Origin of the sequence: Methanoculleus oceani (genome assembly GCF_023702065.1) — an archaeon.
In the GTDB taxonomy this organism is placed as follows: domain Archaea; phylum Halobacteriota; class Methanomicrobia; order Methanomicrobiales; family Methanoculleaceae; genus Methanoculleus; species Methanoculleus oceani.
Map to the genome: position 1 here is coordinate 564560 of NZ_QFDM01000001.1, position 13239 is coordinate 577798.

The 13239-nt window shown below is 61.7% G+C and carries 15 protein-coding genes; all 15 read left to right on the forward strand.

Annotated elements, in window-relative coordinates; all coding sequences use genetic code 11:
* The 15 genes from DIC75_RS02975 (at window position 1) to DIC75_RS03045 (ending at window position 13218) form a co-directional block, all read left to right on the forward strand.
* A complete protein-coding gene (locus tag DIC75_RS02975) occupies window positions 1-1329 on the forward strand; it encodes a TldD/PmbA family protein (protein ID WP_250986519.1) in 1329 nt (442 codons plus the stop codon).
* The gene (locus DIC75_RS02980; RefSeq protein ID WP_250986520.1) at window positions 1326-2618 is read left to right on the forward strand and encodes a TldD/PmbA family protein; all 1293 of its coding nucleotides are present in this window, start codon (window positions 1326-1328) and stop codon (window positions 2616-2618) included. The genes DIC75_RS02975 and DIC75_RS02980 overlap by 4 nt, the downstream gene beginning before the upstream one ends.
* Complete coding sequence (locus DIC75_RS02985) at window positions 2619-2882, forward strand: pro-sigmaK processing inhibitor BofA family protein (RefSeq protein ID WP_250986521.1); 264 nt, start codon at window positions 2619-2621, stop codon at window positions 2880-2882. It begins immediately after the preceding gene.
* A 586-nt stretch (window positions 2883-3468) separates the two neighbouring features.
* Entirely contained in the window at window positions 3469-4113 is a 645-nt protein-coding gene (locus tag DIC75_RS02990; protein ID WP_250986522.1) for a ferric reductase-like transmembrane domain-containing protein, read from the forward strand.
* A gap of 119 nt (window positions 4114-4232) precedes the next feature.
* Window positions 4233-4385 carry a hydrogenase maturation nickel metallochaperone HypA gene (locus tag DIC75_RS02995; RefSeq protein ID WP_250986523.1) on the forward strand — a complete coding sequence of 51 codons (153 nt, stop codon included), beginning with the start codon at window positions 4233-4235 and terminating at the stop codon, window positions 4383-4385.
* The gene (locus DIC75_RS03000) at window positions 4369-4905 is read left to right on the forward strand and encodes an alpha/beta hydrolase (RefSeq protein ID WP_250986524.1); all 537 of its coding nucleotides are present in this window, start codon (window positions 4369-4371) and stop codon (window positions 4903-4905) included. The genes DIC75_RS02995 and DIC75_RS03000 overlap by 17 nt, the downstream gene beginning before the upstream one ends.
* Window positions 4906-4956: 51 nt before the next feature.
* The gene (locus DIC75_RS03005; RefSeq protein ID WP_250986525.1) at window positions 4957-5286 is read left to right on the forward strand and encodes a V-type ATPase subunit subunit G family protein; all 330 of its coding nucleotides are present in this window, start codon (window positions 4957-4959) and stop codon (window positions 5284-5286) included.
* Entirely contained in the window at window positions 5273-7216 is a 1944-nt protein-coding gene (locus DIC75_RS03010; protein WP_250986526.1) for a V-type ATP synthase subunit I, read from the forward strand. Before DIC75_RS03005 ends, DIC75_RS03010 begins: the two co-directional genes overlap by 14 nt.
* Window positions 7217-7220: 4 nt before the next feature.
* Window positions 7221-7478: an ATPase gene (locus tag DIC75_RS03015; protein ID WP_250986527.1), complete on the forward strand. Its 258-nt coding sequence runs from the start codon at window positions 7221-7223 to the stop codon at window positions 7476-7478.
* A gap of 11 nt (window positions 7479-7489) precedes the next feature.
* Window positions 7490-8068, forward strand: a complete 579-nt coding sequence (locus DIC75_RS03020; protein WP_250986528.1) for a V-type ATP synthase subunit E family protein — start codon at window positions 7490-7492, stop codon at window positions 8066-8068.
* A gap of 12 nt (window positions 8069-8080) precedes the next feature.
* Window positions 8081-9139 carry a V-type ATP synthase subunit C gene (locus DIC75_RS03025; protein WP_250986529.1) on the forward strand — a complete coding sequence of 353 codons (1059 nt, stop codon included), beginning with the start codon at window positions 8081-8083 and terminating at the stop codon, window positions 9137-9139.
* Window position 9140: 1 nt separating this feature from the next.
* Window positions 9141-9446, forward strand: coding sequence for a V-type ATP synthase subunit F (locus DIC75_RS03030; RefSeq protein ID WP_250986530.1), 306 nt, complete (start codon window positions 9141-9143; stop codon window positions 9444-9446).
* Window positions 9443-11197 carry an ATP synthase subunit A gene (locus tag DIC75_RS03035; protein WP_250986531.1) on the forward strand — a complete coding sequence of 585 codons (1755 nt, stop codon included), beginning with the start codon at window positions 9443-9445 and terminating at the stop codon, window positions 11195-11197. Before DIC75_RS03030 ends, DIC75_RS03035 begins: the two co-directional genes overlap by 4 nt.
* Window positions 11198-11199: 2 nt before the next feature.
* Window positions 11200-12585, forward strand: a complete 1386-nt coding sequence (locus DIC75_RS03040; RefSeq protein WP_250986532.1) for an ATP synthase subunit B — start codon at window positions 11200-11202, stop codon at window positions 12583-12585.
* Between the two features lie 6 nt (window positions 12586-12591).
* Window positions 12592-13218: a V-type ATP synthase subunit D gene (locus DIC75_RS03045; protein WP_250986533.1), complete on the forward strand. Its 627-nt coding sequence runs from the start codon at window positions 12592-12594 to the stop codon at window positions 13216-13218.
* Window positions 13219-13239 lie beyond the last annotated feature (21 nt).

A 13239-nucleotide genomic window follows, 5' to 3' on the forward strand; every position in this document is an offset into this window, starting at 1 on the left:
ATGGCTGAAGTGAGATACTACGACATCAGGTGCGTACGGGGCGAGATCACCCAGGTCGATATCGACAACGGGGTGATCGAGTCCGCAGGCACCTCGTTTTTCGACAAAGCCGTGATCCGGGTGCTCGGAGCGAAAGGCTGGGGCATCCTCACCCGCGACCATGTCGACATCGATTCGAAGCGTGAGTTGAACTCCCTCGTAGAGTCGGCAGCGCGCCTCGCTGCGGTCACGGAGGATCGCCTTGACCTCGCCGATGCGCCGCGCGGCTCTCTCCCGGCCCCCTCTCTTGAGGAGGATCCGCGGGACGTCGACCTCGAGGAGAAGACCCGGCTGCTTGCCGGGATCGAAGGGGCGGCACGGGTTTCCGGAGTGGTAAACACCCGGGCCCGCTACACCGAAGGTATCGACTCGGTCCGGTTTTTAGACTCGAGCGGGAACGAGTATTCCTACGAGGCGGTCCGGTCCGGGTTCTCGGTCCTCGCGATTGCGTCCAGAAACGGGGTGATGCAGATGGGAAGCGAACGCGACCACATCATCACCGGGTTCAACCTCCGGGACAAGCAGGACCTCGGGCAGAAGGCGGGCAGGGTCGCGGTCTCCCTGCTCGATGCAAAACTCGCGAAAGGCGGGACACGACGGGCCGTGCTCGACCCGGAGCTCGCCGGTGTCTTCACCCACGAGGCGGTCGGTCACGCGAGCGAGGGCGACCTCGTCCGCGAAGGCGCATCGGTGCTCGGAGGGAGGATCGGCGAGCGGATCGGCTGTGCCGGGCTCGTCATCGTCGACGATCCCTCCCTCCACGAGTTCGGATTCATCCCCGTGGACGCCGAGGGCGTGGCGGTACGGCGGACCGAGATCATCCGCGACGGCATCCTTGCCTCCTACCTCCACAACCGGGAGACCCTCGCGGCGGTCGGGAACGGAATTCCCGGCCACGCCCGCTCGGAGCACGGGGCCCCGCCCATCGTCCGGATGAGCAACACCTTCATCGAGAACGGCGACGCGGCATACGACGAGATCCTTTCCGAGTGCAGGGACGGCATCCTGCTGATCGGGTCGCGGGGCGGCCAGGTCGACCCCGGCCGGGGTGTCTTCCAGTTCAACGCGGAGTACGGTTACCTGGTCGAGGGCGGCGAGACGACCGACATGGTCAGGGACGTCTCGCTCTCGGGCGAGATCCTCTCGACGCTCCACAACATCGCTTTGATAGGAAACGACCGGAAGATGAGCCCGGGGTACTGCGGCAAAGGCGGGCAGAGCGTGCCGGTCAGCGACGGCGCGCCGCACCTCCTGCTTGAGAGTGCAACCATCGGGGGGCGCGGGGAATGAACGGCGAAGACCTTATCGAGAGGGTCCTCCGGGAGGGCGAGCGCCGGGCCGACGAGGTCGAGGTCTTCTACGCCCGGGGAGAGAGCGTCAGTACCGAGATCAAGAAGGGGATCCTCGGCACCGCCGAGGAGTCGGAGGCCTGGGGCATGGCCGTCCGGACCGTCAAAGACGGGCGGATAGGGTTCTCGAGCACCGGTGACCCCGACCGGTGGAAGGAATGCCTGGATGCGGCGCTCGCGAGCGGTGGGCTTGCCACCCCGCAGCAGTGGGGCGGGTTCCCGAGACCGGCCGGTCTGACGAGCACCGCGTCCTCATCGGACGGCGACCTGATCGTCGCGGTGGAGGATGCGGCGAGGATGGTCGGCGACCTTCTTTCCGGTGCAGCAGAGCACCCGGTGGAGGTCGTCGGCGGCGGCGCGAACCTCGCCCGGTCGTACCTCATGGTCGCGAACACGAGCGGCGTCCTCTACGGCATGGACCGGACGGTGGCGGCGGTATCCCTCGAAGCGATCCGGGAGCAGTCCACAGGCTACGAGTTCGATGCCTCCCCGTTCCGTGCCGATATCGACGCCCGGTCGGTCGGGGAGCAGGCGGCCTCGCTTGCCGCACGCTCTCTATCGGGGCGCGATATCGAGACCGGACGTTACGATGTCGTCCTCTCCCCGGTTGCGGCGGGAAGTATCCTCGGCCAGGTTGTCCTCCCGGCCATATCCGGGCGGAACGTGAAAGCCGGCCGGTCGTTCCTTGCGGACAAACTCGGCGAGCAGGTCTTTGATGAGTGCCTCAGTATCTACGACGACCCGTTTGCTCCCGGTCTCGGGAGCACCACCTGGGACGCGGAAGGCGTCCCCACCCGCCGCCTGGTCTTCGTGGAGCAGGGGGTGCTCCGGCAGTTCGCCTACGACCTCAAGACCGGCTACCGCTACGGCGAGGGGAGCACGGGAAGCGCCGTCCGGTCCGGGGGCGAAGGTCCCGGGATCGGGTTTCACAACCTCTTCGTCGACGGGCCGAGAATGAAGGAGCCCGGCGACGAGCGGGCGGTCTGGATCCACGACGTCGTGGGCGCCCATACCGCGAACCCGTTCTCCGGCGACTTCTCGGTGGAGATCTCAAACCCCTTCTGGATGGAGGGCGGGGACCTCGTCGAGCCCATCCGGACGGCGATGCTCTCCGGGAACGTCTTTGAGATGCTCCGGGAGATCGGGGGACTCGGAAAAGACACAAGACGCGTCGGACGGCTGACGATTCCATCAATACGGTTAAATAACCAGCAGATCATTGGTAAATAAATGATGGAAGAGATCCTTGCCATCCTTCTCGCGGTCGCGATAGCCGCGGCGCTCTACTACCTTATGAAGAAGGCCATGACGCTCGTCATCAACGCCATCGCCGGACTCATCACGCTCTGGCTCCTGAATTACTTCAACGTCCTCGCGTGGTTCGGCGCCCCCGACATCCAGATCAACCTGGTGACGATCCTCATCTGCGCCCTCGGAGGACTGCCCGGCGCCCTGGTCCTGGTTCTGCTCCACCTTGTGGGGATTCCACTCTGAGGGGTGGTTCCAGAAGATTCCCGGCCGCCCCGTCGGCCGGGATTTGACTTTAGGTCTATTTCTCGACAGTCGGAAAGTTTCGTTTGTCCACCATAGTTAAGGCAAAACCGAAGCGTTGGAAAGCCCCGTACAGTGGACCGTGGGAATATCGCCACGGGGGGAGGGGCTGACGGGGAGGGGGGAGCATCCCCCCTCCCCTGTCTCCATCCCATAAGGAAACATGTAACCCCCACCCCGCCCGGCCTTCGGCCTCCTCACCCGCACCTGCGGTGCTCATGCTCCGGCCCTACGGCCCGTCGCACCCCACACCTCGGGGCGGGGGCAGTGCGTGGCGATATCCCCTCGAAATCCGTGCCCGGAGTGCAATCTGAGGACGCTCAAGTCCATTCAGTCAAACAAACCCAAAGAGAGCGGCGTCTATCTCTGTGCACCGTTATTCAATCCCTCCGAATGTCTGAGGCTCCGAATGCTTGCATGTTGCACCTCTCAGGTGCTCGAACTCCGGATGTCCCCCGGACCCGGCCGGCCCGCTCCCATGAAGCATCCGGGCGAAACCCTTATCCCCTGCCGCGAGTTCTCTGGAACCGTGACTCTGCCCCGGGCGGGTGCGGTTTTTGCAGCCGTCGTCCTGGCCCTGTATGCGCTTGTCGCCGCAGTGGTGCTGACCGCGCCCTATGGAGATCCGATCCATGTTATAGCGCGCCTCACCGCTCTGTGGGGTTTTCTTGCCCTCGCCATCGCAGCCATCCTGACACCGTTCCTCCGGGAGATCATGAAGGTCTTCGGCAGGCCGTTTCTCGCGGTGCACCACACCTTCGCCGCCGTCGGGCTTCTCCTTCCGACAATGCACCCGGTGGCCCTCGCCATAGGGGCGATGAACCCTGCCGTGTTTATTCCTGTCTTCTCCCCCTGGGGGAGGTTCTGGGCACTCGCAGGCCGGCCCGCACTCTATCTCATCTACATCGCGTTTGCCGGGATCCTGCTCCGGAAGTACATCCCGAAATACTGGCGATGGGTGCACGGCCTGATGTACGTCGCGCTCCTCTTTGCTATCGTGCACGGAAATCTGATCGGAGACGATTTTGAGAACCCGATCATATGGGTGCTCTTCAATACGCTCTTCGCCCTCGTCGTCGCGGCGTTCGTTCTCAAGCGGTGGCAGATGACACAGAAGAAGAGGGCATCTGTCCGGAGCGACACTTCGAAGAAGCGGAGCTCGAGAAACCCGTAGGGTTTCGAGCGCGGCGGTGCACGGAGTTGATCCTGTTTTGAGTCACGAAATCGGCTCTCCCGGGAGTGCCGCGATAGGGTTTTATCCTCTGCCTTCCTTCTCTCTCCTGGTGATGCCAGATGTGTACAGTCGGTGGACCTGTCGATATCGAGTTCAATGAGCGGGTGAAGGGCACGAATTACCGCTGCAAAGAGTGCGGCGAAAAGTTCAAGGGCGTTGGAAAGCGACCCATGTGCCCGAGCTGCCAGTCGGAAGATGTCGAAGAAGTCTGAAGGCGGTGCTTCCGGAGTCTCCTCTGCCGGGCCGGACGTGACGACCGTTCCTCTCGGCAGCGAGCTCCTCCTCGTCCGGGGAGAGCGTTCTTTTCTGCTGGTCGCGAAAGCCGGTTCCCTGTTTACGCTCTGCATCGAGACCCCCGACGACGAGTACTGCCTCACGGTCGACCCCGACGACCTGATCGCCGTCTCCATGCCCGAAGGCGGTCCCCTTGAGCAGGCACGCATGATGCTCGAGCTGGTCCGGCGATACCACATCCCGCTCGTCGTCCTTCCTAAAGACCATCCCGGGTCGAAGCGGCTATCGATGGTCGTCTCGGTCGCCCCGGAGATCCTCCTCGCCTGCGATATCCGCCGGGGAACCCATCCCGAGCAGCACCTGCTCTGCTCATCGGCGGAGTTCTCCGGGCTCTCGCTTGCCGGGGTTCCCGGGGGTGTTACGATAAGAAACCTCCCACCCGGGGTGGAAGTGAAGCATCTGGATGCGGAAAAATCCTCAGCGGACAAACAACAATAAATATATGCTCAATTTCATCAAATATTCATACGCCGTGAGAAGGAGGGTTTGATGAAGACCGATGTCCTGAAAAGCATCAGGGAAACTGAAGAAGAGTATCAGGCGATGATCCGTGATGCGCAGGCTGAGAGGAAGAAGAGCCTCTCGGATGCCGAACTGGAGGCTGAAAACCTGGTCCTGAAGGCACAGAAAGATGCCGGAGAACACAGGAATCAGCGCCTAGCGGAGGCACGGGCCCAGGCGCAGAACAGATATGCAGAGATTGTCAGGGAGGGTGAAGCGCGCGCAGAGGCGCTGAAAGCAACGGGCAACAAGAACCTTGCAGAAGCTGTAGACTTTATTGTTACACGGTTTAAGGAGCAGCTGCATGTTAAGGCCTGAACAGATGCGCCGGCTGCTCATCGCGGCCCCGAAGGGCGAGATCGATACCATCATCAGGGAACTCTACCGCCACCACGTCTATCACATCGAAGACTTCGTGGCGGAGAGCGAGTCTCCTGAAGCGTTATCGATCGGTCACCCGCTCTCCGGGGCGAGCGATGCGGCTTCGGCGCTCATCAAGGTCAGGGCAATTGAAAATGCGTGCGGGATAGACCCCGACAGCGTAGAAATCAGGGCGAAGCTCCCCGCATCGAAGGTCAGGGAGATGATCCGGACGGATCTACCCGCTATCCAGAAGGAGGCGGAAGATCTCATCGGTTCGCGCTCGAGACTGGAGGCGCGTCAGAAAGAGCACGAACAGCGCGCGCGGGAACTTGAACCGTTTGCCGCGGTGCCTCTGGATCTGGAACTGTACCGCGGGTATACACGGTTTGCCGTCTTTACCGGGCACATCACGCACGACGTCGCTATCGACGTCCCCCATGAGAAGTATTTTTCCGACAAAGTGCCCGGCAACATGATCGTCGTCGTGGCGCAGACAGAGCACCGTGAGCAGGTCGAGCGGACTCTTCTCGACGCCGGATTCCAGGCGATCCCCGTCCCGGAGGAGACCGGGGCTCCGGCCGACCTCATGAAGGCTCACGCCGAAGAGGCCCGGCGGATCGGGAACGAAATTGTCGAGGTCAACGCAAAGATCGCGGGAATCCGCGACAGGCATACCGATTTCCTGGTAGCATGTGATGAACTACTCACGGCTGACGTAGAACGGGCGGAAGCCCCATTGCGGTTTGCTACCACAGAGGAGACCTTCATCACCGAAGGGTGGGTGCCTGGCGACCGGGCGGACAGGATCCGCCAGGCGCTGGAGAGTGCGACAAACGGCCGGATCTACATCGAGGAACTGGAGATCGACGACGATACCAAAGTCCCGGTGGAGTACGAGAACCCGTCGTTCGCCTCACCGACCCAGGTGCTCATGGATATCTACGCACGGCCCCGGTACTCCGAGCTCGACCCGACGCTGATGGTAGCCATCGTGTTTCCCATCTTCTTCGGGCTGATCCTCGGCGATGTGGGCTACGGAGCAGTCCTGCTCTTCCTGAGCCTAGGGCTGCGGAAGTTCCTGAAAGGCGACGAAGGAAGGATGCTCCTTCGGGTGCTCGGTTACGCAAGCATCTCAAGTATTGTCTTTGGCATACTCTACAGCGAATTCTTCGGGTTCGCGCTCCCGTGGAATGCAGTGCTCTTCTCCCGACACCTCAACATCGGAGGGGAAGTGCACGGTCACGGCCCGCAGGTAGCCGAGCTCATGATCATCTCGATCTGGATCGGTGTCCTGCACATCACGCTCGGGCGCATCCTCGGCATGATCAATGCCCGGAAATTCCACCACGGAAAGCACGCGACAAAGGCGGTAATCGCCAATGCCGGCTGGCTTGGAACGATGTGGGGTATCCTCATCCTGATCTGGTCGTTCTATGCCATCCCGATGATGCCCGACCTGACAGGTTTCCCTGTCGCCATCGCGGTCGGTGTCGTCCTCCTGGTGGCAGGCGTCCTCGGGATCGCGCAGGAGAACCCGCTCGAGATCGTCGAACTTCCGACGATCATCAGTCACGTATTGTCCTACGCCCGTCTTGTGGCGGTGGGCTTATCGTCGGTCGCCATCGCTATGGTGATCAACTTCATCGCGATCGGCATGATGATAGAGCCCCAGCTCGAAGCGATCACTCCGCTCGGCGTGATCTTCATCATCGTCGGCATTTTCGTCTTCCTGGTGGGTCACGTGCTGAACACGGCACTCGGCCTCCTCGGCGGCGGTCTGCACTCAATTCGTCTTCACTATGTTGAATTCTTCACCAAGTTCTACAAAGGTGGAGGAAAGAAGTACAACCCATTCGGTATGAAATCCAAGTTTACGGAGGAATAAAAAAATGGTAGATTTTGGCACAGCAGAACTGACTCTTGAAATGGTACAGGCATCGCAGTTGGGAATGAGGGCACTCGGCGCAGGTCTTGCGGTCGGTCTGACCGGCATCGGCGCCGGTATCGCAGAGATGGCGATCGGTTCTGCAGCCGTCGGAGCGACGGCAGAGAACCGTGACGTATTCGGTCTGGTGCTGCTCCTTACAGTTATTCCCGAAACCATTGTCATCTTCGGTCTTGTGGTTGCACTGCTGCTTCTGTTCTGATGGAGTGAACCATGGGACTCGAAGCAGTCGTCAACGAGATCCGGGAGAAAGGGCGAAAAGAGGTCGAGGCGGTCCGGGCGGAGACCCGGGCCGAAGTCGAAGAGATCCTGAAGGACGCACAGGCCCGCGCCGCCGAGATTAAACTCTCGGCTGAAGAGGAGGCGGACCGGGCGGCCACCCACATCACCAACCAGGAAGTCTCCGCCGCGAACCTCGTCGTCAAGCGGCAGGTCTTAAACGCCCAGAAGACGCTCCTTGATCAGGTCTATTCGGCCTCGCTCGCCGCTGTCGGTGATCTGCCTGCTGAGTTCCACGAGAAGGCGCTCACAGACCTGTTGAAGAGAGCGGCAAAGGAGATCAAGAAGGGTGTCGTGCATGCAAACGAGCGGGATATCCCTGTTGTCGAGAAGATCCTCGGCGCGACGAAGTCCCTCTCGGGCTACACCGTGGGCGACCCGGTTGACATTCCCGGCGGCATCATCGTCGAGAGCGACGACGGCGATCTGCAGCTCGACTACAGCTACGGCACGTTCCTGAGCGAAGTCTGGGAATCCGCCCTGAAGGATGCGTCAGATATCCTGTTTGCGTGAGGAGGTTCATACATGGCAGGGATAAGTAGCGGATTGGCAACCAACTACATCTACGCCTGCACCCGCATGCGGGTACGGCGATCACTGCTGATACCGCGCGAAGATTATCTCCGGATGCTGAATATGAGCCTGCCTGAGATCACCCGGTTCATCGGCGAGACCACCTACCGGTCCGAGATCGATGAACTCGGCACCTCCTTCTCCGGTATCAACCTCGTCGAGGTGGCCTTGAGCTGGAATCTCGCCAAGGAGTATCAGAACATCCTGGAGCTCGTGCCCGGGGAACTGAAATATTTCACCGCCAGCTACCTGCGCAGGTGGGATATTCAGAACGTCGTCACCATCCTGCGCGGTAAGATGCAGGGGGTGCAGCCCGGCAAGCTCAAGGAAGTCCTGATACCGGCCGGCAGGCTGGACAAGGTCGCTCTCGACCGTCTTCTCGCCGAAGAATCACCGGAACGGGTCGTCGAGGCGCTCAAGGGCGAGCGGTTCTATCCTACCCTCGAGAAGGAACTCCCTCGCGCGATGGAGACCGGGTCGTTTGCTCACCTGGAGAATGAACTCTATAAGGGCTACTACGCACGACTCATCGCCGACGCCACGGGAGGCATCAAGGGCGGGAGTATATTCCTGAAGTACATCAAGCTCGAGATCGATACCCGGAACATCCAGAACCTCTTCCGCCTCCGGGCCGGGCACGTCCGCGAGGACGTGCGGGAACTGATGATCCCCGGCGGCTCGTTCTCGGTGGAAGAACTGCAGCGGCTCTCGGGGCTTGAGGACCGGGACGAGTTCATCGACGCCTTAAAGAGGCAGGTGAGGTCGACCCCGCTCTTAAACACGCTCGAGGCTATCCGGGGCAAGACTGCCCTCCATGAGGTCGAGGTTGCGCTGACCCGGGTCCAGCTGGACCAGATGGAGCGGATGTCGAAACGGTACCCGTTCTCGGTCCTGCCCGTCATCGTCTACCTGGAGGAGAAGAAGTACGAGGTCGCGAACCTTCGCGCCCTCGCCCGGGGCAAGGAAGCCGGCCTCCCCGGTGAGCGATTACAGGGCTACCTGGTGATGTAGAATGGAGATCGCAATTGTCGGTACCGGTGAATTCATCCTCGGTTTCAGGCTCGCGGGCGTCAGGAAGACCTACGCGGCCGAGACCGACGAGCGGCTGGTCGAGCAGATTAACCAGGTGCTCCAGGACAGGGACGTCGGCATTCTCGTGCTGAAGGGCAGCGACATGGAGCGGATCCCCCTGCGACTTCGCACCACCCTCGAGAACTCCGTTAAGCCGACGGTAATCGCTATCGGCGGAGAAGAGGGCGGCCTGTCGATGAGAGAGAAAATCAAGAGATCGGTGGGTGTTGATCTGTGGAAGCAATGAAGAAAGGACAAGAAAACAGGGCTCAGGGTGCCCTGAAACGAATTTCAGGGCCGGTCGTCACTGCTGTCGGTCTCGACGCACACATGTACGACGTGGTGAAGATCGGCAATGAGGAACTGATGGGGGAGGTCATCAAGATCCAGGGTGAGAACATCATCATCCAGGTCTACGAAGATACCGCCGGCATCAGGCCCGGTGAGCCGGTGGAGAATACCGGCCTCTCGCTCGCAGTGGAGCTCGGGCCCGGTCTGCTGACCAGTATCTACGACGGGATCCAGCGACCGCTCGAAGTGCTCGTGGACAAGATGGGCAACTTCATCGAACGCGGCGTCTCGGCCCCCGGCCTCTCCCACGAGAAGAAGTGGGAGTTCGTGCCCACGGTAAAGAAGGGCGACGAAGTCAAGGCCGGCGACATCCTCGGCACGGTCCAGGAGACGAACATCGTCCATAAGATCATGGTCCCGCCCAAAACAAAGGGCGGCAAGATCAAGGAGATCTCGGGCGGCAGTTTCACGGTCGACGAGACGATCTGCGTCCTCGAGGACGGCACCGAGATCACGATGCTCCAGCGCTGGCCGGTCCGTGTGCCCCGCCCCGTGAAACAGAAACTGAACCCGGACATCCCGCTGATCACCGGTCAGCGGATTCTGGACGGCCTCTTCCCCATCGCCAAGGGCGGAACGGCGGCCATCCCCGGACCGTTCGGGAGCGGCAAGACGGTCACCCAGCAGCAGCTTGCGAAGTGGTCCGATGCCGAGATCGTCGTCTACATCGGCTGCGGCGAGCGCGGCAACGAGATGACCGAGGTTCTGACCGAGTTCCCGGAACTCGAGGACCCGAAGACCGGCAAACCGCTGATGGAGCGGACGGTGCTGATCGCGAACACCTCGAACATGCCCGTCGCGGCCCGTGAAGCGTCCGTGTATACGGGCATCACGATCGCCGAGTACTTCCGTGACATGGGCTACGACGTCTCGCTGATGGCCGACTCCACCTCCCGGTGGGCGGAGGCGATGCGTGAGATCTCGAGTCGTCTTGAGGAGATGCCCGGTGAAGAAGGGTATCCCGCATACCTTGCGGCACGCCTCTCGGAGTTCTACGAGCGTGCGGGCCGTGTCATCGCCTTGAACGGTGCCGGCGGTTCCGTATCGGTCATCGGCGCGGTCTCGCCGCCCGGCGGTGACTTCTCCGAGCCGGTCACCCAGAACACCCTGCGTATCGTCAAGGTCTTCTGGGCACTGGACGCGAAGCTCTCGCAGCGCCGGCATTTCCCGGCCATCAACTGGCTGAACTCCTACTCGCTCTACCTCGACGCGCTCAACGAGTGGTACGACAAAGAGGTCTCGCCCGAGTGGAACCCGCTCCGGGCGTGGGCGATGGGCGTCCTCCAGAAAGAGGCCGAACTCCAGGAGATCGTTCAGCTGGTCGGTTCCGACGCCCTGCCCGACGAGGAGCAGGTCACCATCGAGGTGGCGAGGATGATCCGCGAGATCTTCCTGCAACAGAACGCCTACGATGCGGTGGACACGTTCTGCCCGATGTCCAAGCAGTACGACATGATGAAGGCGATCAAGCACTACGCCGACCTCGCGCGTACCGCCCAGACGGGCGGAGCGACCCCGCAACAGGTCATCGGCATCAAGAGCAAGAACGAGCTTCCGCAGATCAAGTTCATCAAGGACTACGAGCCCGAACTTGAGAAGATTATGAAAGACATGGAAGCTGAATTTGACGCGATGAGGGCGGTGTAACCATGAAGGAGTACAGAACGGTTGCACAGATTGCAGGCCCCCTGGTCTTCGTCGAGAAGACGGAGCCAGTGGGCTACAGCGAGCTCGTCAACATCGTGACCGCCGACGGCACGGTCAAGCGCGGCCAGGTGCTGGATACGAGCGACGAGATCGTGGTCGTCCAGGTCTTCGAGACCACCGCAGGCATCGGCAGGGACTCGGGCATCCGCTTCACCGGCGAGACGATCAAGATGCCGGTCGGAAAGGACATGCTCGGTCGTATCCTCTCCGGCGGCGGCAAGCCGATCGACGGCGGCCCGGAGATCGTGCCCGAAAAGCGGCTCGAGATCACCGGTGCGGCCATCAACCCCTACGCCCGCTCGTCCCCCGAGGACTTCATCCAGACGGGTATCTCGACCATCGACGGGACGAACACTCTCGTCCGGGGTCAGAAACTCCCGATCTTCTCGGCTTCTGGTCTGCCCCACAACGACGTGGCGCTCCAGATCGCGCGGCAGGCGAAGGTGCCCGGCTCGACGGAAGAGTTCGCCGTGGTCTTTGCGGCCATGGGTATCACCCGGGAGGAGGCCAACTACTTCATGGCCGACTTCGAGAAGACGGGCGCTCTCGAGCGTTCGGTCGTCTTCCTGAATCTTGCAGACGACCCGGCCGTCGAGCGGACGATCACGCCGCGTCTCGCGCTGACCACAGCCGAGTACCTGGCGTTCGACCTCGGCTACCACGTGCTGGTCATCCTGACGGATATGACCAACTACTGCGAGGCGCTCCGTCAGATCGGCGCGGCCCGTGAGGAAGTGCCCGGGCGGCGCGGCTACCCGGGATACATGTACACGGACCTTGCAAGCATCTACGAGCGTGCCGGTATCATCAAGGGCGTCAAGGGCTCGGTCACCCAGATCCCGATCCTGACGATGCCGGGCGACGATATCACCCACCCGATCCCGGACCTGACCGGCTACATCACCGAAGGACAGATCGTGGTCAACCGTGATCTGCACCGGAAGGGTATCTACCCGCCGATCAACGTGCTGCCTTCGCTCTCCCGTCTGATGAACCTCGGTATCGGGAAGGGGCACACCCGCGAGGACCACAAGAAGGTCTCGGACCAGCTCTACGCGGCATACGCGGAGGGCAACGATCTCCGGGGCCTCGTGGCCATCGTCGGCAAGGACGCGCTCTCGGAGCGCGACAGGATGTTCCTCGAGTTCGCCGACCTCTTCGAGGACCGGTTCGTCAGGCAGGGCCTGTACGAAGACCGGGCGATCGAGGAGACGCTCGACCTCGGCTGGGACCTCCTCGCGACGCTGCCGGAGGAGCAGCTCGTGCGTATCGACCGCGAACTGATCCAGAAGTATCACCCGAAGTACCGGAAGAAGGCCCAGGGGTAAGTGTCCATGGCGCTACGAGATATCAAGCCGACCCGTTCGGAGCTGATCAACATCAAGCGGCGGATCAAGCTCTCGGAGCGCGGCTATAACATCCTCAAGATGAAGCGCGATGGGCTGATCCTGGAGTTCTTCAAGGTGCTGCAGCAGGCGAAAGACAGCCGCGGCGCACTGATGGAGCGGTATACGCGTGCGATGGAGATGATTGCCCTCGCCGAGACGGTCGAGGGCGCTATCGGGGTGAAGGCCGCCGCCTTCTCGACGGCGGACGTCCCCGCAATCTCCCTCAAAAGCAAGAACATCATGGGCGTCGTCGTCCCGGAGATCCAGGCGTCGTCGGTCCGGAAGGGCGTGCTCGACCGCGGCTACGGGATGCTTGGCACCTCTGCCGTCATCGACGAGACCGCGGAGGCGTTCGAGGACCTGCTCGAAGCCATCATCGAGGCGGCCGAGATCGAGACGACCATGAAGCGGCTGCTCGATGAGATCGAGGGCACCAAGCGGCGCGTGAACGCGCTCGAGTTCAAGGTGATCCCGGAGCTCACGGAAGCCAGAGACTTTATCAAGATGCGGCTCGATGAGATGGAGCGTGAGGAGCTCTTCCGCCTGAAAAAGATTAAGGCGCGGAGCACCTGATCGAGAGAAACAGGTGATACC

Excerpts from the sequence above, each read along its gene's own strand:
- DIC75_RS02985 (WP_250986521.1), top strand. The coding sequence starts at position 2,619 with ATGATGGAAGAGATCCTTGCCATCCTTCTCGCGGTCGCGATAGCCGCG.
- DIC75_RS03045 (WP_250986533.1), top strand. The coding sequence starts at position 12,592 with ATGGCGCTACGAGATATCAAGCCGACCCGTTCGGAGCTGATCAACATC.
- DIC75_RS02980 (WP_250986520.1), top strand. The coding sequence starts at position 1,326 with ATGAACGGCGAAGACCTTATCGAGAGGGTCCTCCGGGAGGGCGAGCGC.
- DIC75_RS02995 (WP_250986523.1), top strand. The coding sequence starts at position 4,233 with ATGTGTACAGTCGGTGGACCTGTCGATATCGAGTTCAATGAGCGGGTG.
- DIC75_RS03020 (WP_250986528.1), top strand. The coding sequence starts at position 7,490 with ATGGGACTCGAAGCAGTCGTCAACGAGATCCGGGAGAAAGGGCGAAAA.
- DIC75_RS03015 (WP_250986527.1), top strand. The coding sequence starts at position 7,221 with ATGGTAGATTTTGGCACAGCAGAACTGACTCTTGAAATGGTACAGGCA.
- DIC75_RS03010 (WP_250986526.1), top strand. The coding sequence starts at position 5,273 with ATGTTAAGGCCTGAACAGATGCGCCGGCTGCTCATCGCGGCCCCGAAG.
- DIC75_RS03000 (WP_250986524.1), top strand. The coding sequence starts at position 4,369 with ATGTCGAAGAAGTCTGAAGGCGGTGCTTCCGGAGTCTCCTCTGCCGGG.
- DIC75_RS03040 (WP_250986532.1), top strand. The coding sequence starts at position 11,200 with ATGAAGGAGTACAGAACGGTTGCACAGATTGCAGGCCCCCTGGTCTTC.
- DIC75_RS03005 (WP_250986525.1), top strand. The coding sequence starts at position 4,957 with ATGAAGACCGATGTCCTGAAAAGCATCAGGGAAACTGAAGAAGAGTAT.
- DIC75_RS02975 (WP_250986519.1), top strand. The coding sequence starts at position 1 with ATGGCTGAAGTGAGATACTACGACATCAGGTGCGTACGGGGCGAGATC.
- DIC75_RS03035 (WP_250986531.1), top strand. The coding sequence starts at position 9,443 with ATGAAGAAAGGACAAGAAAACAGGGCTCAGGGTGCCCTGAAACGAATT.
- DIC75_RS03025 (WP_250986529.1), top strand. The coding sequence starts at position 8,081 with ATGGCAGGGATAAGTAGCGGATTGGCAACCAACTACATCTACGCCTGC.
- DIC75_RS03030 (WP_250986530.1), top strand. The coding sequence starts at position 9,141 with ATGGAGATCGCAATTGTCGGTACCGGTGAATTCATCCTCGGTTTCAGG.